The organism is Candidatus Pantoea formicae (assembly GCF_011752625.1).
Taxonomy (GTDB): Bacteria; Pseudomonadota; Gammaproteobacteria; order Enterobacterales; family Enterobacteriaceae; genus Pantoea; species Pantoea formicae.
Map to the genome: position 1 here is coordinate 169,690 of NZ_VWXD01000008.1, position 23,940 is coordinate 193,629.

Below are 23,940 nucleotides of genomic sequence, written 5' to 3' on the forward strand. Positions count from 1 at the left end.
ATGAAAATGACACTGACCACCATGGCAGCATTAACCCTCGCATTCAGCAGTTCAGTATTGGCAGCGGATAACGTGTTACGCGTTGCCGCTGACCTGAGTTATCCGCCGTTCCAGTATCGCGATACGTCAGGCACGCCAACGGGTTTTGAAATAGATATTACCAACGCTGTCTGTAAGGCAGTGAATGTCACCTGCGAATACGTTGTCAGCAGTTTTGATGCGGAAATTCCCTCATTAATGGCTAAAAAGGTGGATTTCATTTCGCCACTGGGCGCAACGGAAAAGCGTCGTAAATCCATCGACTTCAGCGACTTTATTTATCATATACCCACCAAGCTGGTGGCGCGTAAAGGCAGCAACTTACAACCTGATGTTGCTTCACTGCAGGGTAAACACATTGCTGTTCAGCAGGGCTCTATTCAGGAAATGTACGTGAATAAGTTCTGGGCTCCTAAGGGTGTTGATATTGTGATGTATGCGGATCAGGACGCGATCTATCTGGATTTAGCGGCGGGTCGTCTTGATGGCGCGTTAAGTCCGGGTGTTGCCGTGACCTACGGTTTCCTGAACAAACCTGAAGGGAAAGATTTCACGCTAACCGGTCCTGAAGTACGTGACGATCAGCTGTTCAGCATCGGCTCCGCCTACGGTGTGCGTAAAGGTGATGAGAGGACGCAAAAGTTGCTGAATGAAGGGCTGGCGAAAATCATGGCTGACGGTACGTGGGAAAAAGTGAAGCAGCACTACTTTGGCGACCTGGAGATGAAAGTGACGCGCACGGAGCCGGCTCATGCCAGCCAGTGAGTTAAAGGCGCTGATGCGTGACACTCTGTCACATTTTCAGCATCTGCATCGCTTATCGGGCAGCGCAGACGCAGAAAAAAGTGTCGACTGGCTGTGTGAACAGCTGCAGGCGCGCGACATTCCTTTTCGCCGCGACTACTGCAGTCTCAGGCTGAGCGATCCGCTTGATGCCTCCCTGACGGTGGCGGGGCAGCTGATTAACGCGAAAACTCGCTCATTCTCAGCGCATTGCCCGGATGGAGTGGAGGCGGAACTGTTTTACGATACGCAGTCTCTGGACTTCATTCCTGAAAACCAGCGTGCAGCGTGGTCAGCGCGTGTGCGCGGCAAGTTGGTGCTTGCTGACCAGGGTTTTGAAGACTATGTGCAACGGTTGATGCACGCGGGCGCTTCGGGCTTAGTTCATATCTGGGGTTCCGCCGAATCTGCGCTGCATGAAGAAACGGTGGGGCCGGTGTGGGGTACCCCTGTGCCGGATGATTTACCGCGCTATCCCACCATCCCGGTGATCAGTATTAACCAGCAGGACGGTGCCCACCTGCGGTCTCAGCTATCCGCCGAGACGTTCTGCGCGCGTCTGACCACAGTCTTGCATGAGCACGTCGCGCCCTGTTCCTTGCCCGTGGTGGAACTGCCCGGCACTAGCGAAGAGTTTGTGCTGCTCTCTTCGCATTACGATTCATGGCATGAGGGTGTGACGGATAACGCGACGGGCAATGCCCTGTGTCTTGCGCTGGCAACACTGTTTAGCGGACAGCGTCTGACACGAGGCCTGCGCGTTGCCTTCTGGCCGGGTCATTCTAATGCGCGTTACGGCGGCTCAACATGGTACGCGGATCACTACCGATCCGAGCTTCTGGGGCATTGTGTGGCACACATTAATGTTGACTCTCCGGGCTGTGTCGGTGGCACCAGGCTTGTGGTAAATGCCAGTGGCGCGGAATCTCTCGACTGGCTTAATCAGGCCATTATTGCAACAACGGGCAAACCTGCAGAGCGTGTGACTGCGATCGGCAAAGGTGCCGACCAGTCATTCTGGGGGCTCGGTATCCCCCTGCATTTTGCTTTACGTGAAGTACCGGAACAGCGGCAGTCACTTTCACCCGGAAGTGGTGGCGGCTGGTGGTGGCATACGGAAGAAGACACGCTGGATAAAGTCGATGAAGCTCATCTCTGGCGGGATTTTGAAATTCATCTGCGCTGGCTGGAATCCCTGTTGTATGAAAAGACGCTGCCAGTGGATGCCCGGCACTATCTGGCACTGATGGATGACGCCCTGGCACAGTTGCAAAATGAAATCGATCCGGCGTTTTCATTGAGTCCATTGCGCGAGCGTCTGAGCTCACTGGAAAAACTGATATCCGAAAAGTCGTGCAAACTGCCCTCGTTGTCAGAGGCCACAGGTTTATGGCACCGCGCTCGCTATCGTGCCGGTGATGATTTTCATCCTGATCTCAGCTATCACGGTGGTGCATTTCCTGGGCTGCAGCTGCTTCGCGGTTTTCGTCGTCAGCAATGCGGTGAGCGTCACTGGCTGATGTTAGAAACGCAGTTTATCCGCCAGAGGGATCGCATCTGCGAATTACTCGCCAGGAGTGAGTCGATACTGCGTCAATCAGTGTGACAATGTTTGTGAGAGGTGAAGGAGTCATAAAAATTTTGTCGAATGTCTCAGGGCATAATGGGACATTGCTAAAAGCATTTTGAATGAATTAAAGGGAACAGGTCATCACGTCGTACCTGAAGACGGGAGATCCCGCTTGCGTCTGCGACCGTCTGGCTTCGTGCGCCTGAACGGGTGCTGCTTTAACGGCGGTCGAGCAGGAGGAAGCCTTCATGGGCAAAGAAAAACTGTTGACGGAATCTGTATGCCGCCTTGGTCTAACAAAGTCATTGCTGACCTTTAGGCCACCAGGCCGGCACCGGGTAGCATAGGATAGTTATTTAACATCAATCCCTCGTCCCGAGAGAAGCGTAGTGTACGTGATGCTTCGAGTTTTTTTACCATCTGCCGTACCGTCTGAAAGATGTTGTCACCCTCTGCAACGTGGCTTCCATCGGCATACCTATAGCCGCCGGATTGCGAGGAGACTCCAGCCTGTTCCGTGGTAGAAATCCATTCTCCACTCACAGCACCACCAGGCGCCTTGTCTAAGATAAGACGCAACTCCCTTACTGCATCAGAATTTGAATATGCCTTCATGTCTGTCCTTAACTTAAGTTTCATCCCCTGGATTTCTTTCTCGCCAGAAGTTCTTCAACATCAGAACTTAGCTTCCATTTTGGAACGACCATTGCGGAAAAGCCTAGCTTCGCATCTCACCTCTACGGATGGGCTCATTATGGAAGTGCATAACCCACATATCTAGTGTTCTGCAGGGTTCGCATTATCCGAAGGGAAACTGCAACCATTCGCACCGTCAGGCAGGCAATTCAGAACTTACCAGGCAGAACAGCCAGTACGCCAAGGAGAGTCAGGTGAGCAGCATATGCGTGATAAAAAAAGCGGCGAGGCCATATTCTTCTTGCTGAGATTGCAGGTAAAACCGAAACGACGCAGATGACGAGCAGAGGGATTGCAAGGGTAGGGATGAAATCAAAGGTCAGGGCATCTGCCCACCATCCGCTAATCACCGGTGGCATGTTTAACCACCCCATTGCAATAAATACCGCGAACAGGTAAACGCCATTTTCAGCCAAGCCCGCATGATATCTACCTGCTAAGCACATCAGACAAAACAGAATTCCCGTGACACCGTAACTTGCCGGTGTCAGTGGCCATGCAACAATCAGAAGCAAACTCATCCCTGCCATAGCACCGTTAATGCCCCAGCGTTTAGCCCAGTAGAGGAGTTGCGTGCAGCCTGCGTAGGTAAACAGAATATTGAGAGCCATCCATGACTGCCCGTTCATCATGAAGGCCAGCCAGAATAATGGCTGGGTGGCAAAAGCCCAAACCCACAGACGGCGGGTGCGCTCGCGTAAACCTGCCAGGTCAGACGGTAAGTTAATGGCCCACAGCAGAGTAAAAAGTGGAAATGCTGCGTGACCAAAGGCATATAAGAATTCACTGCGGCCACCTAACAGGATGATATTAATGTGGTCGGCCAGCATTGCCGCGAGCGCAATAGTTTTAATCACGTCTGCCTGAAGTGGGCTCAGTGACTTTACCACCTTAAACGGGGAGATAGCCTTCATCGCAGTAAGAGAACTATTCATCAGTGTTCGCCGACCAGTTTATTTTTATCCCTTCAGAAATTATTTCGCACATTACAATGGCGATGCGTGCGAGTAAACCGGAAGTTATCTTATTGTGTAGTCGACGTCTGCGGGAAGGTCGCTAAAAGCAGAAAATGAATAAAGTGGGCATCAGGCCCACTTTTGTGGATGTTGAGACTATACATCTCAATTCAATCGAAAAATTTAGCTTAAATCAAAAAATCTTCTAGAGATTTTCCGCCGTCAATCGCGGTTTTAATAACTGCTGGCGTACGCCCCTGACCAGTCCAGTGCTTTTCCTGACCATCTTCAATGTACTTATATTTGGCCGGGCGTGGTGCACGTTTTGCACGTGGCTTACTCCCTGAAGTCAGTGCTCCTAACAGTTCATTAGGATCAATACCGTCCTGAAGTAGCAGATCGCGGTATTTGGCGAGTTTCTCTTCTTTCTCACGTACTGCGGCCTCATTAGCTGTGCTCTCTTCACGGCGCTCAGACACCACAACAGAGAACTTCTCCAGCATTTCTTCCAGTTCGGAAAGCTGGATTTCACGCGCCTGAGCACGGAGCGTGCGGATATTGTTTAACGCCTTAAGTGAATCACTCATGAACATCTCCTGAGAATTTTGTCGCTGAACGAAATAAGATAAAAAATAGCAATGGAATTCAGATTGCAGCTCAATTTTGTACGCGTGCATATCTATGTTGAACAGTACAGCACAACGCGATCTAATAATAAAGCCAGTTAAGTGTCATTTTTATGCTATTTCACAATTATTGGGATAATACTGATAATCGCAAGCGCATTATTTTCCTTCAGTTGGGTGGATTATATTCACTGACCCGCTGCGTTCAGTAGATCATGAGGATCTGTTTTAAAGTATGTCTGGGGACGGACAAATATTGACAGCGAGCGTTCTTTAGGCGTAATCGTTCATTAATCCTTTTACGGAATTAAAAGCGAAAAACAAAGGATATATGCGGATTTTCCTGTTGCGCGTTGATCCATTAATCAACATTCTACCTGCAGTGACCGTTCAATCGGCCACCGTTCGCAACCATTTATGTAAATCATCTTGGACGCTGCCACTAGGGAATGGTTTTGCCGTGAACAGATAATAATTCGAACCATCCTCAATGAAGCCATAAGGTGCGGCCAGCAACACAGCGGCAATATCACCATGAACCAGATGCGATGCACCAACGCCGTAACGAAAAAGGTCATCGCTGCCTGACAGCAGAGCAAATCTCTGCATGCTTACTTCTCACCAAAATCCTCTTCGAAGGCTGAGCGCACCGCATTGATGACCCTTTCAGCCCTGCTATTTTCACTCAACACGGGATATTGTTTTTGTAACTTGCCCGTCACCTGCCATCCGTTCTCTTTCAAGGAGCGGATGATGCGGTTGGCGTCCTGATCCGGCATTTCCAGTACCTCCTTGAGGCGTTCCTGAGCAATTTGAAAAACCACCAACACTCGTGCTTCAGCGGCCATTTCCGTTCGCACCGTATATTCAACTACGCGCGCAACATAAAGCACATGTTCGGTGAGATCGGGATAACGCCAGGCAAAGCACGCATCAGCATAATCATCAAAATAGAAGTTGCTGGGAGTTCCATCTTCATAGGTCACCAGCTCGCCGAACCGATAGGCACTGGCATAGCGCTGCATAAACCGGCGGGAGAAAACGTCCAGCGTACGGTCGTATCCGGCACGGAAATCGAGCGAACTGGTAATGGTTGCGGAAACCGGGAGAATGACTCCCTGAGGGATCGCCTTGTCACGGATTAACGTATCGTTGATCAGGAATCGATGGATGCGACCATTACCGTCACGCATTGGATGGATATAGACAAAACCAAAAGCCAAGACCGCTGCGCGCGCCAGCGATTCAGCGCCCTGAGTGGCTTCGTCAAACGCTTTCAGCCCCGCTATAAAGTTCGGTAAGTCGTCAAACTGTGGGGCAACATAATGCACGATGTCCTCACGCATGGTTGCCTGGCCGACAAAAACGGGGGAACGGCGAAGGCCAAGCCCAATCGCGTCATGACCCAGAATCCCTTCCTGTAAAGTGTGCAAACTTGCGTCACTCAGCGGATCATCAATACGGCCGCAGTAGCGGGCGATGACGTGAGCGAAACGTTGAATGCGATCCGCTTTGTCTGCTTCCTTTTCAATCAGAAAACTTGCCCGTGATTCTTTGAAAGTCAGCCAACTGGCCGTGCGCATCAGAATATCAGCGCCAAATGCCTGGTCCAGCTCTTGCAGCGCTTCATCGAGGTTAAACTGCAGGGCTTCCTGAACAGAGGTGGTCCGGCGAACCAGCGGGCAAAAGTCAGGCGTCCCTGGGAGATTATTGTTGATTCTCCATCGCTTGATGCGTACCGCACCGGTGCGTGTCAGATAATGCTTGGCTGAGATGGCCTCGATGTATCCGCCATTGCTGGTATCAGGCACATCGAGTGCTTTACCTGTCAGCCATTCATACAGAAATCCTGTGCGTCGCGCGTATTGTCCGAAGGGGGATTGCTTGCACCACTCTTCAATCGGTACGGGACCGGTGACAGCAAACAAACGAGAAAAGAATTCCAGATGGATCTCTTCATACTTCAGGCCAAATTCGAAGTGGCCGGAGAACGAGTCATCGGGTCGGTAACTTGGTGGGTAGCGGTTCTCAACCTGTCCATCTACCTCATGGCTGGTTCTGACGGTACCGATTTGCGATTCGATCCGCAGCGGCTGCACTAATGCAATGCCGTATTTTTCTGCCAGAGCCTTAAAACCAACTCGCATCCAATAAATCCTCTAAACCGCCTTTAAAAACAGTAATAATAATGCATATCAGCGTGAAAACGTTAATGCGCAGTCAAAATTTTCGCTAACAGGAGAATGAAAAGAGTAATAAATACGCACTTTTCAGTGAAAACAGTAATACTGACGCGAATAAGTGATCACAGGCATGGAGGGGGCAGCTCAGACTTTAATGTGTTGATCCATGAAATCAACCATGGCTCCTGCATGCGCATCGACATGTCGTATATAGCGCATCACCGTTTCTGCCTTTTTCCACGTTCCTTCCTGCATGATCTGCGCGGTACTGTACTTTTTCGTGGCCATATCAATAGCGGCACCCACGCGCGTGCTATGGCCTGACCATCCACGATAACGATTTTTGTTGCTCCTTGCGTCTTGGCCGGGGCCGGCTTCCTGCCAGGCGCGGGCAAAAATATCCTCTAACGCACGGGTGGATAGCGGTTTACTGGTTTCTACTCTGGCGCAGTTGGTCCGGTGAACGGGGCCAAAAATAAAGGCATCCGGTTCCGCATTAAGGCCTGACAGAGTCAACCACTCGGTAAGCCGCTGGGATGACAGGTCGCCCAGCCCCTTAATCAGTCCGCCGGTCATCACAATGGTTTTGGTCCAGGCCACATCCAGCACGATCCTGCCATCAGCCGCGCGTGATATATCACGCACACGCAGGCGCCCCAACTCGCTGACGCGCAGCAGAGTAGCGTAGGCCACATGTAAGAAGGCCAGATCACGTATTTGCTGCAGGCGTTCACTATCTGACCATCGCTGGTCAAGGGTCAGCAAGTCACCAATCCGGAACGGGACGGCCTGGCCCGCACGTTCACCGCTGATCACTGCGGCGCGGTTAATCTTCTTTACCGCGCGAAAAACCTGCGGAGAACTGTTAGGTGGAACCAGCCCGGCGTTACGGTGTAACATCGAGATCAGCGCAGCATGCGTGCTGACCGTGGAAGAAGCACGTCCTGACGCTTGTAACCACAGTAGATAGTCACGCAGATCGGCGGGTGACATCGGCAGGAAGCTTCGACCGTGCTCATCAGCCCATCGACTGCCAATACGCATCACACTCAGCAACTGGTTCCACGTGTTGTCAGAGAATGCCTCGCGATCCTGCACGAATTCACGCAGACGCTCGGCAATGTCGTGGCCGTCAGTTGCTATAAGTCCTGCAATTGGTGTCATATCGGCCATATTGTCCGCTTTTTAGACAAAAATCGCTCAGGCGTCGCTACGTTAAATCTGAGGAAAAATCAGGGGAATTACCCTGCAGAATTTACGTAGCGCTGCCTAAGTCTTTTGTGTAGGTAGGGCCAGCGTATGGGCCTCAAGATCCTTATGATACCAAGATCATTGGTTGGATCCTAACTTCATATAAGGTCAATTATATGAAGTTAGGATCAAACTTGCGATCGATGACTCCTTTTGAGACAGAGGTGAGTAGGTTTAATAAACCCGGTGAAGTAAATCTGGGATTTAGGCCCTTCAGAAATTCAGTACCTGGGTGAGCTTACACCTAAGCGGATCGATGTAGCCTTTTCGCTTAATACAACGACCTGTTGTGACGTCAGGCGAAGTAAGTAATGTAACTGATTCAGGCTGGAAGGTGACACCCATCAATTGAGTCTTTTTACCTCATTATTAAATCAATCCCCAATGAATGACATGCCATGATGTGGCCGACGGCGCTCACTCTGAGCTTTTATAGATGGCATGATTCATTCTCAGGTTTAATTGAAACAAAAATTCGATTTATGTCTCAGTTTTGATCTTCTTTCATTGTCTTGGTTGTCTCAATTGATCTATTTTGTCTCTATAATGATTCGTCTGGTTTCAATGTTAGACAAATGACACATCAGGCAACACCTCATATATAACAATGGCAAGTAAGTGGAAGAAGACGAAATGAGAAAATCTGTTTGGCTACTAGGCGTTATCGGCGCACTGGTGACTCTCGCGGGGGCTGCACTGGCCGCAGGCGGTGCGTATCTCGCAGTATTAGGGGGAGCTTGGTTCTATTTATTCGCAGGGATCTTGTTGTGCATCACGGGCTACGGCCTACTGCGCAGGCGTTTCTTTGCCTGGCCGGTAGCGTTGGTACTGGCGCTTTACAGTGTAATTTGGGCCTGCTGGGAAATCGGTGATGACTTCTGGCAATTCCTGCCGCGCGTTACGGTGTTCCTCGGTATCGCCATGCTGGCATCGATGTGTGTGCCGTGGTTGACCCATAAAAATGGTCTGCCGGCACCTAAGAAGTCGGCATTTACCACGGCGGGGGCCTTCTTTGTTGCACTGGTCGCACTGATTAGCGGCATTTTTGTTCCACATGCGGAAGTCACCGCATCGGGCGAAGCTGTACAGGTGATCAATCCTCAGGCTGGTCATGAGGGGGGCAACGACTGGTCAGCTTGGGGGCGTAATACCCTCGGCGAAAAATATGTCCAGTTTGACCAGATCAACAAAAGCAATGTTAAGGACCTGAAAGTCGCCTGGACCTATCGTACCGGCGACATGGCGATTGATGGTGCTGAATATCAGGTTACACCGCTAAAAGTAGCTGACACGGTTTACCTGTGTACTCCGCTGAATAAAGTGATTGCGGTTGATGCCACCACGGGCAAGGAGAAGTGGCGTTTTGATCCACACCCGACAGTCTTTGAAAGCGACAAAGGCTGGAAGCGATGCCGTGGGGTGGGTTATGCCGATCTCGACCAGTTGCCGACTGATAACCCAACTACGGGTGGGGTTGCCACGGCGGCCACTTGTCGCAAACGCATCATTGAAACCACCATTGATGCCCGCATCGTCGCGCTGGATGCCGAAACCGGCAAACTCTGTGAAGACTTTGGTAACGGCGGTTACGTCGATCTGACCGTGAACATGCCCGCTGACGCCAAAGGCGGCCAGCAGGGTAGCTATAACGTGACCTCTGCGCCACTGGTGGCCGATGGTGTGATCATGGTAGGTGGACGTCTGAACGATAACCTCACCGTGGGCGAACCTGGCGGTGTGGTCCGAGGATATGATGTGGTCAGCGGTAAGATCCTGTGGGCCTGGGATGCGAAACGCGGTGCCAGCGACAGCAGCCCGCTGCCAGCCGGTGAGACCTACCCGCTTGAAACGCCTAACTTCTGGGGCACGGCCGCTTACGATCCTAAACTGGGTCTGGCTTATTTCCCGACAGGTAACCAGACGCCAGACTTCTGGACCGGCAATCGCCATCCGTACTCTAACGAGTACACCGATGCCATCGTGGCCATTGATCTGAAAACCGGCAAGGAGCGTTGGCACTTCCGTACCGCCAACATTGACCAGTTTGACTACGACGTTTCAACGCAGCCGATTCTCTACGACATGCCACAAAAGGATGGCACAACCATTCCGGTAATCATCCAGGGCACGAAACGCAGTCAGATCTTTGTGCTGGATCGCCGCACCGGCAAGCCGGTCTACCCGGTAGAGCAGCGTAAAGTGCCAACCGATGTGATGCCAGGCATGCAGGTTTCTGAAACCCAGCCTTATTCCGCGCTCTCCGTGGGCGTTGATAAGCTGAAAGAGTCTGATATGTGGGGAGCAACAATCTTCGATCAGCTCTATTGTCGCGTCCAGTTTAAGAAATTGCGCTATGAAGGTGAGTGGACGCCGCTTTCGGATAAGCAGGACACGCTGATCTGGCCAGGTTATTACGGTGGCCAGAACTGGGGCAGCATGGCGATCAACCCTGCTACCGGTACGCTCTACGTCAACGACATTCGCATGGCGATGGTGGGACGTTTCCTGTCTCGTGAGGAAGCAGCAAAAGGCGGCCTGAAGCCGTCAACTGAAGGCGAATACTCCGAGCAGAAGGGCACGCCGTGGGGCGTGGAACGCGGTATGTTCCTGTCACCACTGGGTACGCCGTGCTTTAAACCGCCGTTCGGTTCACTGACTGCTATCGACCTTGCGAGTAACAAGGTGAAATGGCAGGTGCCGCTGGGTGGAATCCAGGATGCGCCAATCCACAACAACTTCTTACCGAAAGAAGGTATTGTACCGAACCTGTATATTCCGCTGGGCATGCCGAACCTCGGCGGTCCGCTGGTCACGGCGGGTGGACTGAGCTTCTTCCACGGTACGTTGGACTATTACCTGCGCGCGTTCGATAACGACACCGGCAAAGAAGTCTGGCGTACCCGTCTGCCAGTCGGCGGCCAGGGCACACCCATGAGCTATATCGGTAAGGATGGTAAACAGTACATCGTGGTGGTGGATGGCGGTGCGACTCGTACCGGCACCAACAAAAATCGCGGCGATTATGTTATTGCCTACGCCTTACCCTGATTCACTTTTACCTTAATTAGTCTGTTAAACGGCGCTCTGCATATGTAGAGCGCATGCCGGGCAGCACAATAAAGAAAATCTGTTGCCGGAATCACGATCTTATTATCCGCATACTATGGTGAATATAATGCTGACCTCTTTACACGGTATTTCGACCAGTCACGGTAATTTAATTACGGATGTACGCCTCGCTAAAGAGGCAGGTTACGATGCATTAGAAATCTTTTATCCTAAACTAGTGCGTTATTTAGAGAATGGCGGAACGACGCAGGAAATAAAAAAGATAATTGCTGATGCAGGACTCTCTATTTCTTTTCTAAGCGCGCTGGACAGAATTGAAAGGCATCAGGGAAGTGAAAAACAGCAGCTACTGGCTGAAGCGGAAAAGATCACCCGTGAAGCCGTTGAGCTGGGTACGGAAACCGTTATGATCTTGCCGCGTACCGGCCTCGACCACTATTCCGACGAGAAGATCATGGACATCATGAGCGAGAATATTGCTGCTATTGCCGCCATCGGTGAGCAGCACGGTATTCGCTATATGATTGAACTGCCTGCTTTTACCAAATTCCGCACGCTAAGCCAGGCGCGGGAAGTGATCCGCCGTATCGGTAAGAAGAATGTCGGTGTGGTAGTAGATTTCTGGCACTTCTATGCCTCTGGCGCCACGCCAGAGGATGTCGCGACGATGGATAAAGCAATGATTTTTGGTGTGCACTTCGGCGACGGCCGCGTGCCTCACAGCCCTGAGGAACCCTGGGATGAAACGGTATTACGCGACTGCGTACCGGGAGAAGGTGAAATCGATCTGCGCGCCTGGTCAGAAGCCGTTAAATCTACTGGATATAACGGAGCCTGGTCGATTGAATTAATCAGCCCACGCTTATGGGAACGTGATCCAGCGCTATTAACCAAGGAACTGTTAGCCTCTATTAAGCAATACGCTTTTTAATTTAAAAAACATCAGGCTTTGGGTGATAACAATCATTATTAATTAATCACTTCGGATTGTCATCGCCTTTATTACCTCCCTATACCAATGAGTGACTGAGAGAATAATATGAATAAAACGATCAAAGCTCCGCGCTTATCAGTGAGAGTGGCCATCAGTCCGCTTTCATGGGCCAATGAAGTGATTGAAGAGTTTGGGAAAGATGCCACGGCAGATATATGTCTGACGGGTGCATTGGCCGCGGGCTATGAGGGCGTCGAGATGAGCCGCTTATTTCCCCGCAATCCTGATGAACTGAATACGCTGTTATCCGGTTATCAACTCTCACTCGCATCCGGCTGGCACAGCGGATTTCTGGCTGAGCGCAGCGTGGATGAGGAACTGAGCGCGGTGCATGAGTTTGCCACGCTGCTGCAAAAAACTGGTGCGCAGGTGATGGTGTATGGCGAGTGTGCCGCAATGGCGGAAAACGCGTTGGATGTGCCCATGTCTCGCCGCCGCCGCTTGAACCCGGAGCAGATGGCGGCTTATGGCGCACGGCTGACCGAATTCGCCAGAGAGTTGGCGCAACGCTACGGTCTGGCAATGGCGTATCACCATCACCTGATGATGGTGGTAGAAACGCTGGATGAAGTTCGCCAGCTAATGGCAGCAACCGGTGATGAAGTTGGCCTGCTGCTGGATACCGGGCATGCACTGACAGGCGGGTTTAGTTATGTCGATCTGATTAATGAATTTAGCCCACGTATTAAGCATATCCATCTGAAAGATGTGCGTTCACAAATTCTGAACACCGTACGCAGCAAAGACCTCTCTTTCAACGAGGCGGTACGGGCCGGCATGTTTACCATCCCTGGCGACGGCGCGATCGATTTTCTGCCGCTGTTCGAGTTTATCAACAGCTCTGGTTACCAGGGCTGGGTGGTAGTGGAAGCCGAGCAGGATCCTTCGCTTGAGCGCCCTGACATCACTGTTGCCAGAGCGTGTGACTGGCTAAGCACTATCCTGCCTGCCCGGGCATAAAGGAGAGCAATACTATGTCTTATCAACACAGGTTTAATGCCCGCTACGTGTATATGCTCTGCCTGGCTGCCGCCGCGGGCGGATTTATGTTTGGCTACTCCGAAGGGGTGATTGCCGCTACGCTGGAATCGATTAAGAAAAGCTTCGGGCTGAACTCAATGGAAACCGGCTGGGCAGTGTCCAGCATCATCTTTGGTGGCGTCATCGGTGCGCTGACCGCCGGGAAAATGGCGGATAAAACCGGGCGCAAGCCGGTGATGTTGGCCAGCGCCATCCTGTTTGTCATCACATCTTATCTCTCTGCAGTAGCCGATTCGTTTACGCTGTTTACCGGCGCACGCCTGATATGCGGCATCGCCGTGGGACTGGCGGCAACGGTGACGCCAATGTATATCTCTGAAATCTCGCCGGCAAAAATGCGTGGTAAAGCCACCGGTACTTACGATCTCTCTATCGTGGCCGGTGTGTTGGTGGTATTTACCGTCAACTATCTGATTGCGCGTGGCATGCCGCAGGCATGGATGGTAGAAACCGGCTGGCGGATCATGATGGCGGTACAGCTGGTGCCGTCGGTGGCGATGCTGGTCTTGATCATTCTGGTTCCTGAGTCACCGCACTGGTGCATCCGGCATAACCGAGGCGAGCAGGCGATCAAAGTGCTCTCGCGTATCTATCCGGAGTTTAATCAGGAAGAGGCGCGTCAATTGTTCCAACTGCCATCTTCTGCTGCCAAAAAATCAACCACGGCGCGCAAGGGCGTGATGCCGGAAAATCCGGTACTGCGCTATATCCTGGTGGTTGGGGTGGCCATTGCGATTCTGCAGCAATTTACCGGCATCAACGTCATCAACTACTACACGCCGATGATGCTGGAAGGCACCACCAGTAATAAAGACATTATCTTCTTCGAAACCATTTTTGTGGCCTTGCTCAATGGTGTTGGCGCGTTTATCGGCATGCACCTGTTTGACCATTATGGCCGTCTGCCGATCATGAAGATTGGCACCGTGGGGGCCATCACAGGGCTGCTGATCGCCTCCTGGGGTCTGTATACCAATGATGTCGGCTATATCGCCATTAGCGGCATCCTGATCTTTACGTTGTTCTTTGGTATGGGGTGGGGTGCAGGTGCTTGGGTGATGATCTCGGAAATTTTCCCGGACAGAATCCGCGAATCCAGCATGGGGTTGGCCGTGGGCCTGATGTGGGTCACCAACTTCCTGATCACTCTGGTGTTCCCGATCGTCAATGACAATGCCTGGTTGCAGGAACAGTTCCATGGCGCGTTCTCCATGTGGATCTTCGTGGTGTTCAACGCGTTCTGTTACTGGTTCTTGTCGCGCTATGTGCCGGAAACCCGCGGCGTCGCGCTGGAAGATATCGAAAAGGTAGCAGAAGCGAAGATGCTGAAAAATACGCTGTCTGTGCAGACGGAGAAAGTCTGATCTCGCGGAAATAACAGAACGAAGGCCAGTCCCGGTATCCAGTATGACTCATATCATCTGCCAGAGGAGGAGATTCACTCTTTGGGCAGGTGATATTTATTACGGCCGAAATCGGGAGGTTGTATTCGCTGTGTTTCACATTGACGAAAATTCACGCCCCAAAAATCCATCAGGAACCTCTATGAACAATAAAGCGTTAACGATCAATGTAGCCCTTATTGGCTATGGATATGTCGGCCAATATTTTCATGGTCCTTTGCTCAGTGCCATTGAAGGCTTACGCCTTAAAACCGTTGTTTCAAGCCAGGTCAATAAAGTGAAAGCTGATTTCCCTGACGTGACCGTGGTGAGTTCAGCCGAAGAAGCGATAAAGGATAGCGATATTGATTTAGTGGTGCTGGCGACCCCCAATGAAACCCATGCCCCTCTGGCAGAAATTGCCTTAAAAGCCGGTAAAAATGTTGTCGTCGATAAGCCTTTCACGTTAACCCTTGACCAGGCTCGTCCCCTGCAACAGGTTGCGGAAGAAAATCAGGTTTTGCTTTCCGTTTTTCATAATCGTCGCTGGGACAGTGATTACCTCGGCATTAAAGCCGCGATTGAAAGTGGCAAACTTGGGCGCATTGTTCATTTTGAGTCTCATATTGATAAATTCCAGCCTCAGGTGATAGATCGCTGGCGCGATAAGAATTTACTAGGCAGTGGTCTGTGGTTTGATATCGGCCCCCATATCGCGGACCAGGCATTACAGCTATTCGGTTTACCGGAATCCATTCAGGCAAACATTGCTAACCTGCGTGATAACGCTGAAATTGATGACTGGGCGCATGTGGTTTTAAATTATGCAAAGCATAAAGTCATATTAAATTGTACGATGCTTTCAGCCGGTGGCGTCTCACGTTTCACTGTGCACGGCACGGAAGGCTCCGCATCCAAAAAAGAGGCCGACAAGCAGGAAAACCAGTTGATATCAGGTATCAAACCAGGAGCGCCGGAATGGGGTGTTGATGCGCATAATGTCATCCTGTTTGACGCCAATTTAATCCCATCCCCCCAGCCGACGCCCAAAGGTGACCAGCGTCAGTATTATTTTGCCATCCGTGACACCCTGCGGGGACTGCGGCAGAACCCGGTTACACCTTTGCAAGCTATTGCAGTCATGGCCGTTATTGACGCGGCATATGCTTCTGAGAAAGAAGGTTCGACCGTTGCATTGCCCTTAACCTCTGCCGAAAAAGAAGAGTGGGCCTTACATTCAAAAACAAGTCTGTAACCTGAATGGGTATTCTGGCTGTTTTACACTGCCAGAATACCTTTAGCTTTACATCACCGTTGGCAGCGTAAATCGGGTAATGATTTCAATAGGAAGAAAAGTGTGCGTGCCATAATGGCTTCCTTCCTTAATTTTAAGGAGTTTCTCAACTGTTTCCGTTAGTAATTGAGACATATCTTGAGAGATTATATAGTCAATCTTCTCATCAAGTATCAACTTCTCGGTTACGTCATTCACCTCATGCGTCACTAAAATAGGCCTGACTTCAGTTTTAAACTCATCCAGCGCTGCGGCGAGACCCGCATTCCCCCCAGCAACGTTGTAAATTGCACGAATATTTTTATCAGTATTGAGTAGCTGAATGGCAGCATCATAAGTTTGCTGCGTATTATCATTACCCGAAATAACCTCAGAAACACTCACGGCTGGAAATGTTTTACGAATTTGAGCTCTGAAACCCATTTCCCTGTCGTCGTGGCAACTGTAAGACAAGGTTCCTACGATGACAGCAACACTAGCATCGGTGCAATATTGCAAGTGCCTGCCAAGAATGAACCCAGCAGCCTGCCCTGCAGCGCGGTTATTTATACCGACATAAGCATCTCTGACATCGGGATCCAGATCGCTCACTAGCGCAATGATATGTTTGCCACGCAATTTCAACTTATGCACAGCAGCGTTAATAGCTGGGGTATTTTTAGCCACAATCGCAACGCCATCAGCATGCTCAGCCTGGATATTTAGTAGCCTGATGACTTCATCATCATTAACATCTGAGCAGCAGCAAATATCAAGCGCAATACCTTTGAGTCCAATATGGGCTTCAATTCTTTTAGCCGCCGCTTTCAGCGATGCGTTGTACTCATCTCCGGCCTGTACAACGACAGAAAATTTACTGCCTGATTGAACCGTGGGGGTCTGAATTAAGCCAGCAGCCTCGACCAGCAGTGATGAGTATGCGCGTTGAACCATCTCAATAGTTTTGGGATTTACGCCAGGACGATTATTCAAAACGCGATCGATGGTCGCTCTGCTGAGCTGAGTTGCATCAACAAGCTCTTTCATTGTGGGTTTGCGGTTCATTAACAATAGCCTGCAGTCACTTGTCTATTTATTTGATGGTAACGTTTAAGCCTCAAGCAATCAATCTGACACACCAAGACCTCTATTGATGTCTCATTTTGTTAATTTAATGAGACATGCCCGCATCATAATAGGGCGGATTGGCGACAATCGAGTCGCCACAAAACGGCCTCTAACAGACTTTTGCTATAGTCATCATTTACTGACGCAAAGTTTAATTTTTACGCTGCTTCAGCGTTGATAAACAGGGAAGAAAGTGATGTTTCATCTGATTTTTAGCATACCGAGTTGGTATGTTATCGCACGATTCGTTTTTCCATTGGCCATGCCACTCGTTTTAAAAATCATCTTGTCTCTGGTGGTGTTACTGGCTTCACAGTACCTGTTGATTAGCCGCTTTACGCCGGGCGGTATCTTTTCTCCTGAGATGCCGCGTGTGATTACTATCCTGTTCAACTGGGCATTCGGCACGGTTTTGCTCCTCGCGTTTACGCAATTACTCATTGATGTCGTGGCTGTATTTTCACTTCTGATACGGCTTCCGTTGACGATTATCCCCAGCGTTCGTTATGCGGCGGCACTCTTTGCCATGGTAATGGCGGCGGTCGGTGTTCATCAGGCTATACGCGTGCCGCCTGTGAAAGAAGTGACCATCAAAATTGAGAATCTTCCTCGCGAGTTTGAGGGCTACCGGCTGCTGCAGCTGACGGATCTGCATATCACCAAACTCTTCAACGCCGCATGGACTGCCGCCATGGTGAAAAAGGCGATGACGCTGGACGTTGATATTATCTTGGTGACGGGCGATGTCATTGATGGAACGGTTGAAAATCGTATAAACGACGTGGAACCCTTGAAAGGTTTGCATGCGCCAGATGGCGTATTTGCTATCACCGGCAATCACGAATATTTCTTTGAACAGCAGCGATGGACCGAGCATCTCGCGACATTGGGGCTGCAACCTCTGTTCAACAGCCACAGGATCATCAAACGTGGTGAGGCAGAATTAGTCATTGCAGGCTTGCCCGATACCTCCGCATCCCGCCGAGAGGCTACCGGTCCCGATCTTGAGAAAGCGCTGCGAGGAAGCCCCGCTAATGCCCCAGTGGTGCTGCTCGATCATCAACCCAAAAATGCCCGTAATAACGCGATGCACAACGTCGATTTGCAATTATCCGGTCATACGCACGGCGGACTGATTCTGGGTTTTGATAAGCTGTTTGCCAAACCGAATGCGGGTTTTGTTTCGGGGCTTTATGAGGTTGATGGCATGCAGCTTTATGTGAATAACGGAACTGCTCTCTGGTCAGGCATGGCGATAAGATTGGGACGCCCCTCAGAACTCACCCGCATTACGCTGCAGCGCAAAGAGTAAGAGCGGCTTAAAAGGCGTAACGCAAATCGTGATGCCCTGCCATGCAAAAACATTCAGAGGTCAAAAATGAGAAGAGAAGGCGTGAGCTATGAACTTCATCATATTGGTATTCCCACCGAGCAAGTCAGGCCCGGTGAGCGCTATGCCGAAAGTGTGGACATGTATACCTCTGACGATTTCAGCGGGCCGATCCCCATTCAATGGCATCGTTTTGGACCCGCTTGTCGTTTAGCCGAACCGATGCGTAGTCAGCCGCATATTGCCTACAAGGTCGACAATCTCGCAGCAGCGATTGAAGGCCACATTGTTATTCTCGGACCTTACGAGCCTATAGATGATTTTCATGTCGCGGTGATCAACAACGGAGGTATGCCGATTGAGCTCATTGAGACCGGGCTGTCTGATGCAGAGGTCTGGAATCGTGCTGGCGATGATTCAAAAGCCAGTTTATACCGCTAAGAGTAAAGTTTGTCTCAAAGGAGTGGTCCTGTTAAACAGGACCAGAACGAACCCCGTATCATCACCGCGTTCGCGAACCTGGCTGCCGGGCCTTATCGACCCGGCCTCCATCAGAATTCGATTCGAGCCCCTAAGTTATAACGTCGTCCTTCCAGCATTGCCGACTGGTTGTATGAGGTTTTATAAATCGGATTGGCATCAAACAGGTTATAAACCCCCGCCATTAAGGTTATGTTCTTATTCAGACGGTAGCGAGCGCCCAAATCAACCAAGGCATAAGCATCGGTAGAGCTTGATTTGCCAATGTCAGGAGAGTTGCTGCGCCAGCTGGCCTGCGTCCACAGTTCCAGATCGCTCATCGCCATCCAGCTCAGAGAGACATTCGCCATGCTGGTCGGGAAGTCACTTAACGCATATCCCTCATACTCACCGCTTTTCTGCTCGCTGTGCGTATAGGTGTAGTTGGCGTTAATTTTCAGGTTAGCAGTGGCCTGCCAGTCACCATTCAGCTCTAAGCCATAGATTTCCGCATCACTGACGTTGAAATATTGCGCCACGCTTTCCGCAACATAGCCGTTGTAAACGCATTGCTGCGTGGCCGTCTGAGTACAGATCATGTAGTCACTGATCTTGTCTTTAAATTTGGTGTGGAAGACAGTGGCATCCAGGGCCAGCGCATCCTGCTGCCAGTAAAGTCCCAGCTCGGTATTGATACTCTTTTCCGGTTTGAGTTCATCATTACCGATCCCGATGGAAGAGTAGGGATACGCGCCGTACACGCTGGTAAAGCCCGCATTGTTTTCGCGCAAATCCGGCTTCTTATACCCGGCAGAAACACCGCCTTTGAGCGACCAGTGCTCGTTGAGCGTCCAGTTACCATAATGTTAAGGCGTGACGTGGTAACCAAAATAGCTGTCATGATCAAGATGGGCAGACGTTGTCAGCGTAAAGTCCGGCACCATCATCCATGCATCTTCGGCAAATAATGCCCAGCCATTGCGCGATATTTTACTGACAGGCGTGACGCCCGGCGCCACCTTATCTTCCACGTCAAAAGTGTCATTCAGCTCGTTACGGGTGAAGTTGGCGCCCAGCGTTAACTTATGATCGCCCAGTGAGAACGTATTGGTACTGTTCGCTTCAAAGTTGCGTTGCTCAATGAACTGAGGTGACATCTCAGGAACGCGATATTCCGTGCGTGCCTTTTCATAGCTGATGAAGTTTTTTTGCCTCAATCATGTCATTGGCATACCAGGCGTGTTGCGAGAGCGAGGCCGCATCGCGGTCAAAGCCCCAGTACCAAGGACTTGCCGCTCTGTGCGTCTTTTCCTGATGCCCACGCGAAGCACTCAAATCCCACAGTTGGGTGTCGGTTGGAGACATTGAAACCGTGGCATCGAGATTGCCAGACTGATGCTTCACAAAACGCTCATCGGATGGACTGTCATCATCGCGCCGATCAAGATAATCGGCACCCACACTGACGCCCAGCTTACCTGGAACAATCGGCCCCATCAGGAACGCGTTGGTCTGATTGGTGTTGCCGTACTCACTCTTTTCCTGCAGGAAATAGTTATCCTCCAGCACACCGGTCCACTTATCGAGGTTGTAAGCTTTTTTGGTAATGACGTTAACGACACCACCAATGGAATCAGAACCTGTGAGTTCAATGGCTCGATGCAATGCTATCCTTAATCAAGGGGGGACGTTGCCATGAAACGAAGAACTCGGATCAACTACACGCCAGAGCAGAAGGCGATTATCTGGGACAGATATAAGCAAGGTGATTCTCTGCATGATATCGCCAGAATGTTCGACAGATTTCATTCTTCCATCATGCCCACAATCCTCCAGACAGGTGGCTACCGTCCTCCCGTTCGAAAGCGGCATCGATTAGCGCTTACGCTTGATGAAAGAGAGGAGATTTCCAGAGGACTGGTAGCAAAACTCAGTATCAGGGACATTGCTGCCAACTTATCAAGAGCACCCTCAACGATTAGCCGCGAGGTCAGGAGGCACGGAGGTGCCAAGCAATACCGTGCATCAAAAGCCGATACTGCTGCGTGGGAAAATGCTCTGAGACCAAAACCTTGCAAGCTAATTGAAAGCCCCACATTGTGTAAAATCATTGCAGAGAAGATGCGTCAGGACTGGTCGCCGGAACAGATCGCCGGTTGGCTGAAACGCTGTTATCCGGATAATCAGGAAATGCATGTGTCACACGAAACGATTTATAAAACGCTTTTTATACAAACCCGGGGGGCATTAAAAAAAGAGCTACAGCAATGCCTCAGAAGCGGAAGAGCGGTTCGTAGATCCCGAACGTCATCACTTAAAGGGAAAGGATTAGGGAAAATCCCGAATGCGATACCTATCAGCGAAAGGCCACCGGAAGCCTCAGACAGAGCCATCCCTGGTCACTGGGAAGGTGATCTGATCCAGGGCTCGAAAAACTCCTATATCGTCACCCTCGTAGAACGCCATTCCCGCTTTGTTATGTTAGCCAAAATCAGGGACAACAAGACCATAACGGTTATATCTGCACTCATCAGACAAGCCCGGGAATTACCTGTTGAGCTATATAAAACATTAAGCTGGGATCGGGGAGCTGAAATGACCAGCCACACCCGGTTTACTGTAGCAACAGACATCCAGATTTACTTCTGTGATCCTCAATCTCCCTGGCAACGTGGCTCAAATGAAAATACGAACAGGTTGCTAAGACAATATTTTCCAAAGGGAACTGACTTATCGGTTCACAGTCAGCAGAGACTAAACAGCGTTGCCAGACAGCTCAGCGAAAGACCGAGAAAAACGCTAGAATATGAATCACCCGCAGAACGGTTCAATAAGTGTGTTGCGTCCATCAGTTGAACTCACAGCACAAAGCGGACGAAGACTTATCCGTTTGCCTGCATTCGGGTTTACTCCATATTCAGGAAGTTTAACCGAATGACCGATCACCTATTGCCGGGGCTTTTGTTCTGCCTTTCCCTGCGTGAGCGGTTTACATTGTTCTCTCGCAATCTATAAGGGAACCCTCTTGGAAAAAAAGCTGAAGCACATGGAACTCAACGCGCTGGAGCGCGACATCTTTGCCTCACAGCACAACACGCTGAACCTGAAGCTTCAGCACCTGGCGGAGGAGTACGCGCACCTTTACGACAGCTACGGTAAGGGACTTGCTGAAATGGGCGAGCAGTTGCTTCATCACGCCGAATTTCTGCACCACAACCGCAAGAACGCGGAGGACGTGAGCTGGGCCGGAGTCCTGAAAGAACTCATGCGCCGCAGCGGGTAGGTTATCCGGATGTGCAGGCATCAGTCTGATGAGCATGCAGCATGATCTTATGCGCTAACCTGATTTAACGTGGTTAAATCCATTTAATTTATGACCAGGAATTTTGCCATCAGAATTCCTGTTTATTTAACGCAAATATAATCAGGTATTTTAAGCAACTTTTCAGGGGTACTTTTTTTTACGCAATCATAACGAAAATAAATAACGCACCGTGAGAAAACAGATCTATTATTACCGTGTTATTAAAATAATATGAAATCACAGTAGTTTTTCACCCGGGGGTTATATGGTTCACATTGATTTGTGCACCCGTGATGGCGTGATGAAGGCTTATGCTTTCCGGACGCCAGAGCAGGCTTTAAGTATGATTGATAAGATAAAGGATGATGATTTTCAGTGGTTTAATCTTGACTGGGAGGGCAGGAAGTTCACCTGCCCGAAAAAGTTTATTAAAAGAATGACAAGCAGGTCTTATATTAAAATGATGCGGGGGTTCCTGTAACCTACCTTTTGTTAACAATCCGGAAAAAATAAAATCACGCAGGGATGCGTATTTTCTTAATATCCAAATCGTTTCGGTTCCTCTGAAAAGCCACCTCCTGGCAGAAGTCACTTTTCCGCCGAGAGGTCAGCGCCCGTCCGTCCGGATATGGCGGTAACGGCGCAATAAGAAAAAGACGACCCTCATCACGTACATCGGGGACTTTACGGGTGTGTGTGCCTCACCCGCCTGATGCCGTATGTCCGTGTCGCAGGTCTCACAGTGGCTGATGAAATAATAACGATCCTCCGTGGTCAGAGGTGCACAGCAGCGCCGGCAGCGTACGGGACCCATGGCGTTTCTTCTCCGCTTAACCTGCTGTAAACCCGCAGTGGTTTAAGCAAAGACCGCCGCTGCCGTTAAGGCAACCGGGCGCACGTGAATAAGAGGATTCCTGGCAGTGCGGGCCGCGATCACCGGGGGGCAGGGCTCAGTGGCAGCGCGCGGGCAGGGCGCCAGCCCAGAGGCGCAGACTGGCGGAAGAAAAATGCAGGGGGCGTCCTTCCGGCAGGGCGCCGGACAGCCGGACTTCGCGGCCCGCACTCCCGGACAGCATGTCCAGCATGGCGCCGGGCACCCGGGCGTAGAGAATGTTGCAGTGGCCCCGCAGGGCCCCGCTGGCACACGTCCATCCGCCGCCGTCCTGCCCTGCGCGGTTATGTATGTCAGCATCCGAAAGTCTGCCGTGCGGCGCCTCCAGCGAAATCAGAAGCGCTCCGTCGTCATCGCAGGTAGCGTGCAGAAACACGTTTTTATCCTCCGAAGCCGTGATGCAGGTGCCGGAGCCGGGAGTGCAGGCTGCCGGCTGCGCCCATAAGGGGGGCGCCATGAGCACTAACAGCAGTAGCATCTTGTTCATGAACGGCCCACCTGTATGAAATTTGTACGCCACCCGCCGTCGGGCATGGTGCGCTCCCTGCCGATGGTGTATGCACCCTGCCCACAGGGTTATCCACCGCACGGGTGTATAAGTTCGCCTGTGCGCCGCCGGAGAAAATAAACCGCGCGGGTGCGCGGTCAGGACGTTCCGTAAATACCGGACAATACGCCTCCGGCCGTCCGGACCTGAGTCAGGTCCGGAAGGCGGAGACGTCAGCTCTCTTCGTTTGCTGTGCAGACGCGTTGTGTGTGCAGCGCGGGGAGTATATCCCTTTTATCTGTGTGGCACCGGCCCGCCTTCATTAAATAAAACGTCCGGCACGATAAAAAAAATGCCCGCAAGCCTTCACGGGCTAATCGTTGATTTATGCCGTGGTGAGACGGCACCGCTTTATTAATCATTTTCCGTGACATTAATCCATGAATATCACGTTAAACAGGGAATTATCAGATTAAG

General features: G+C 50.8%; 20 protein-coding genes and 1 pseudogene. 12 read left to right on the forward strand and 9 right to left on the reverse strand.

The genetic code is table 11. From position 1 onward, the window contains the following. Positions 1-804, forward strand: coding sequence for a transporter substrate-binding domain-containing protein (locus tag F3J38_RS21065; protein ID WP_167141613.1), 804 nt, complete (start codon positions 1-3; stop codon positions 802-804). Further along, on the forward strand, positions 791-2,428 hold the full coding sequence (locus F3J38_RS21070; RefSeq protein WP_167141615.1) for a M28 family peptidase: 1,638 nt from the start codon (positions 791-793) through the stop codon (positions 2,426-2,428). Before F3J38_RS21065 ends, F3J38_RS21070 begins: the two co-directional genes overlap by 14 nt. 279 nt (positions 2,429-2,707) lie before the next feature. On the opposite strand, the gene F3J38_RS21075 is transcribed toward F3J38_RS21070, so the two are convergent. The 6 genes from F3J38_RS21075 to F3J38_RS21100 form a co-directional block, all read right to left on the reverse strand. Then, positions 2,708-3,031, reverse strand: coding sequence for a hypothetical protein (locus F3J38_RS21075; protein ID WP_167141617.1), 324 nt, complete (start codon positions 3,029-3,031; stop codon positions 2,708-2,710). Between the two features lie 206 nt (positions 3,032-3,237). Beyond that, positions 3,238-3,945 (reverse strand): TraX family protein, encoded by a 708-nt coding sequence (locus F3J38_RS21080; RefSeq protein WP_369411027.1) that lies wholly within the window; start codon positions 3,943-3,945, stop codon positions 3,238-3,240. 287 nt (positions 3,946-4,232) lie between these two features. Next, the gene (locus F3J38_RS21085) at positions 4,233-4,631 is read right to left on the reverse strand and encodes an H-NS family histone-like protein (RefSeq protein WP_167141621.1); all 399 of its coding nucleotides are present in this window, start codon (positions 4,629-4,631) and stop codon (positions 4,233-4,235) included. 429 nt (positions 4,632-5,060) lie between these two features. Beyond that, positions 5,061-5,279 (reverse strand): type 2 periplasmic-binding domain-containing protein, encoded by a 219-nt coding sequence (locus tag F3J38_RS21090; protein ID WP_167141622.1) that lies wholly within the window; start codon positions 5,277-5,279, stop codon positions 5,061-5,063. A 2-nt stretch (positions 5,280-5,281) separates the two neighbouring features. Continuing rightward, positions 5,282-6,817, reverse strand: coding sequence for a Fic family protein (locus F3J38_RS21095; RefSeq protein ID WP_167141624.1), 1,536 nt, complete (start codon positions 6,815-6,817; stop codon positions 5,282-5,284). Positions 6,818-6,997: 180 nt separating this feature from the next. Next, positions 6,998-8,017, reverse strand: coding sequence for a tyrosine-type recombinase/integrase (locus tag F3J38_RS21100; RefSeq protein WP_370661735.1), 1,020 nt, complete (start codon positions 8,015-8,017; stop codon positions 6,998-7,000). Positions 8,018-8,737: 720 nt separating this feature from the next. On the opposite strand from F3J38_RS21100, the gene F3J38_RS21105 reads away from it, so the two are divergent. The 5 genes from F3J38_RS21105 to F3J38_RS21125 all read left to right on the forward strand — a co-directional run bounded on the left by F3J38_RS21105 (position 8,738) and on the right by F3J38_RS21125 (position 15,845). Then, complete coding sequence (locus F3J38_RS21105) at positions 8,738-11,152, forward strand: membrane-bound PQQ-dependent dehydrogenase, glucose/quinate/shikimate family (RefSeq protein WP_167141628.1); 2,415 nt, start codon at positions 8,738-8,740, stop codon at positions 11,150-11,152. 82 nt (positions 11,153-11,234) lie between these two features. Next, positions 11,235-12,104 (forward strand): sugar phosphate isomerase/epimerase family protein, encoded by an 870-nt coding sequence (locus tag F3J38_RS21110; protein WP_369411028.1) that lies wholly within the window; start codon positions 11,235-11,237, stop codon positions 12,102-12,104. 108 nt (positions 12,105-12,212) lie between these two features. Continuing rightward, positions 12,213-13,127, forward strand: a complete 915-nt coding sequence (gene iolE / locus F3J38_RS21115; RefSeq protein ID WP_167141630.1) for a myo-inosose-2 dehydratase — start codon at positions 12,213-12,215, stop codon at positions 13,125-13,127. A 14-nt stretch (positions 13,128-13,141) separates the two neighbouring features. Next, the gene (locus F3J38_RS21120) at positions 13,142-14,572 is read left to right on the forward strand and encodes a sugar porter family MFS transporter (protein ID WP_167141632.1); all 1,431 of its coding nucleotides are present in this window, start codon (positions 13,142-13,144) and stop codon (positions 14,570-14,572) included. A gap of 181 nt (positions 14,573-14,753) precedes the next feature. Further along, a complete protein-coding gene (locus F3J38_RS21125) occupies positions 14,754-15,845 on the forward strand; it encodes an oxidoreductase (protein ID WP_167141634.1) in 1,092 nt (363 codons plus the stop codon). 48 nt (positions 15,846-15,893) lie between these two features. Here the strand turns inward: F3J38_RS21125 and F3J38_RS21130 are convergent, their stop codons facing one another. Further along, positions 15,894-16,928, reverse strand: coding sequence for a LacI family DNA-binding transcriptional regulator (locus F3J38_RS21130; protein WP_167141636.1), 1,035 nt, complete (start codon positions 16,926-16,928; stop codon positions 15,894-15,896). Positions 16,929-17,187: 259 nt separating this feature from the next. Here F3J38_RS21130 and F3J38_RS21135 point away from each other — a divergent pair, with 259 nt between their 5' ends. Further along, a complete protein-coding gene (locus F3J38_RS21135; RefSeq protein ID WP_167141638.1) occupies positions 17,188-18,303 on the forward strand; it encodes a metallophosphoesterase in 1,116 nt (371 codons plus the stop codon). 81 nt (positions 18,304-18,384) lie between these two features. Continuing rightward, positions 18,385-18,762, forward strand: a complete 378-nt coding sequence (locus F3J38_RS21140) for a hypothetical protein (RefSeq protein WP_369411029.1) — start codon at positions 18,385-18,387, stop codon at positions 18,760-18,762. 110 nt (positions 18,763-18,872) lie between these two features. Here the strand turns inward: F3J38_RS21140 and F3J38_RS21145 are convergent. Then, positions 18,873-20,427, reverse strand: a pseudogene (locus F3J38_RS21145) (TonB-dependent receptor domain-containing protein); the annotation flags it as partial. A gap of 48 nt (positions 20,428-20,475) precedes the next feature. On the opposite strand from F3J38_RS21145, the gene F3J38_RS21150 reads away from it, so the two are divergent. From F3J38_RS21150 to F3J38_RS21160, 3 genes are all read left to right on the forward strand, one after another. Next, the gene (locus F3J38_RS21150; protein ID WP_167141642.1) at positions 20,476-21,636 is read left to right on the forward strand and encodes an IS30 family transposase; all 1,161 of its coding nucleotides are present in this window, start codon (positions 20,476-20,478) and stop codon (positions 21,634-21,636) included. A 169-nt stretch (positions 21,637-21,805) separates the two neighbouring features. Continuing rightward, entirely contained in the window at positions 21,806-22,063 is a 258-nt protein-coding gene (locus F3J38_RS21155; protein ID WP_167141643.1) for a hypothetical protein, read from the forward strand. A gap of 286 nt (positions 22,064-22,349) precedes the next feature. Continuing rightward, a complete protein-coding gene (locus F3J38_RS21160) occupies positions 22,350-22,565 on the forward strand; it encodes a hypothetical protein (protein ID WP_167141645.1) in 216 nt (71 codons plus the stop codon). 469 nt (positions 22,566-23,034) lie between these two features. On the opposite strand, the gene F3J38_RS21165 is transcribed toward F3J38_RS21160, so the two are convergent. Further along, positions 23,035-23,463, reverse strand: a complete 429-nt coding sequence (locus F3J38_RS21165; protein WP_167141647.1) for a hypothetical protein — start codon at positions 23,461-23,463, stop codon at positions 23,035-23,037. Positions 23,464-23,940: the final 477 nt, after the last annotated feature.

Bases quoted from the DNA above. Each gene is read 5' to 3' on its own strand.
- F3J38_RS21160 (WP_167141645.1), top strand. From the start codon at position 22,350: ATGGTTCACATTGATTTGTGCACCCGTGATGGCGTGATGAAGGCTTAT.
- F3J38_RS21105 (WP_167141628.1), top strand. From the start codon at position 8,738: ATGAGAAAATCTGTTTGGCTACTAGGCGTTATCGGCGCACTGGTGACT.
- F3J38_RS21125 (WP_167141634.1), top strand. From the start codon at position 14,754: ATGAACAATAAAGCGTTAACGATCAATGTAGCCCTTATTGGCTATGGA.
- F3J38_RS21150 (WP_167141642.1), top strand. From the start codon at position 20,476: ATGAAACGAAGAACTCGGATCAACTACACGCCAGAGCAGAAGGCGATT.
- iolE (WP_167141630.1), top strand. From the start codon at position 12,213: ATGAATAAAACGATCAAAGCTCCGCGCTTATCAGTGAGAGTGGCCATC.
- F3J38_RS21085 (WP_167141621.1), bottom strand. From the start codon at position 4,631: ATGAGTGATTCACTTAAGGCGTTAAACAATATCCGCACGCTCCGTGCT.
- F3J38_RS21130 (WP_167141636.1), bottom strand. From the start codon at position 16,928: ATGAACCGCAAACCCACAATGAAAGAGCTTGTTGATGCAACTCAGCTC.
- F3J38_RS21095 (WP_167141624.1), bottom strand. From the start codon at position 6,817: ATGCGAGTTGGTTTTAAGGCTCTGGCAGAAAAATACGGCATTGCATTA.
- F3J38_RS21070 (WP_167141615.1), top strand. From the start codon at position 791: ATGCCAGCCAGTGAGTTAAAGGCGCTGATGCGTGACACTCTGTCACAT.
- F3J38_RS21120 (WP_167141632.1), top strand. From the start codon at position 13,142: ATGTCTTATCAACACAGGTTTAATGCCCGCTACGTGTATATGCTCTGC.
- F3J38_RS21135 (WP_167141638.1), top strand. From the start codon at position 17,188: ATGTTTCATCTGATTTTTAGCATACCGAGTTGGTATGTTATCGCACGA.
- F3J38_RS21065 (WP_167141613.1), top strand. From the start codon at position 1: ATGAAAATGACACTGACCACCATGGCAGCATTAACCCTCGCATTCAGC.
- F3J38_RS21165 (WP_167141647.1), bottom strand. From the start codon at position 23,463: ATGAACAAGATGCTACTGCTGTTAGTGCTCATGGCGCCCCCCTTATGG.
- F3J38_RS21100 (WP_370661735.1), bottom strand. From the start codon at position 8,017: ATGACACCAATTGCAGGACTTATAGCAACTGACGGCCACGACATTGCC.
- F3J38_RS21075 (WP_167141617.1), bottom strand. From the start codon at position 3,031: ATGAAACTTAAGTTAAGGACAGACATGAAGGCATATTCAAATTCTGAT.
- F3J38_RS21090 (WP_167141622.1), bottom strand. From the start codon at position 5,279: ATGCAGAGATTTGCTCTGCTGTCAGGCAGCGATGACCTTTTTCGTTAC.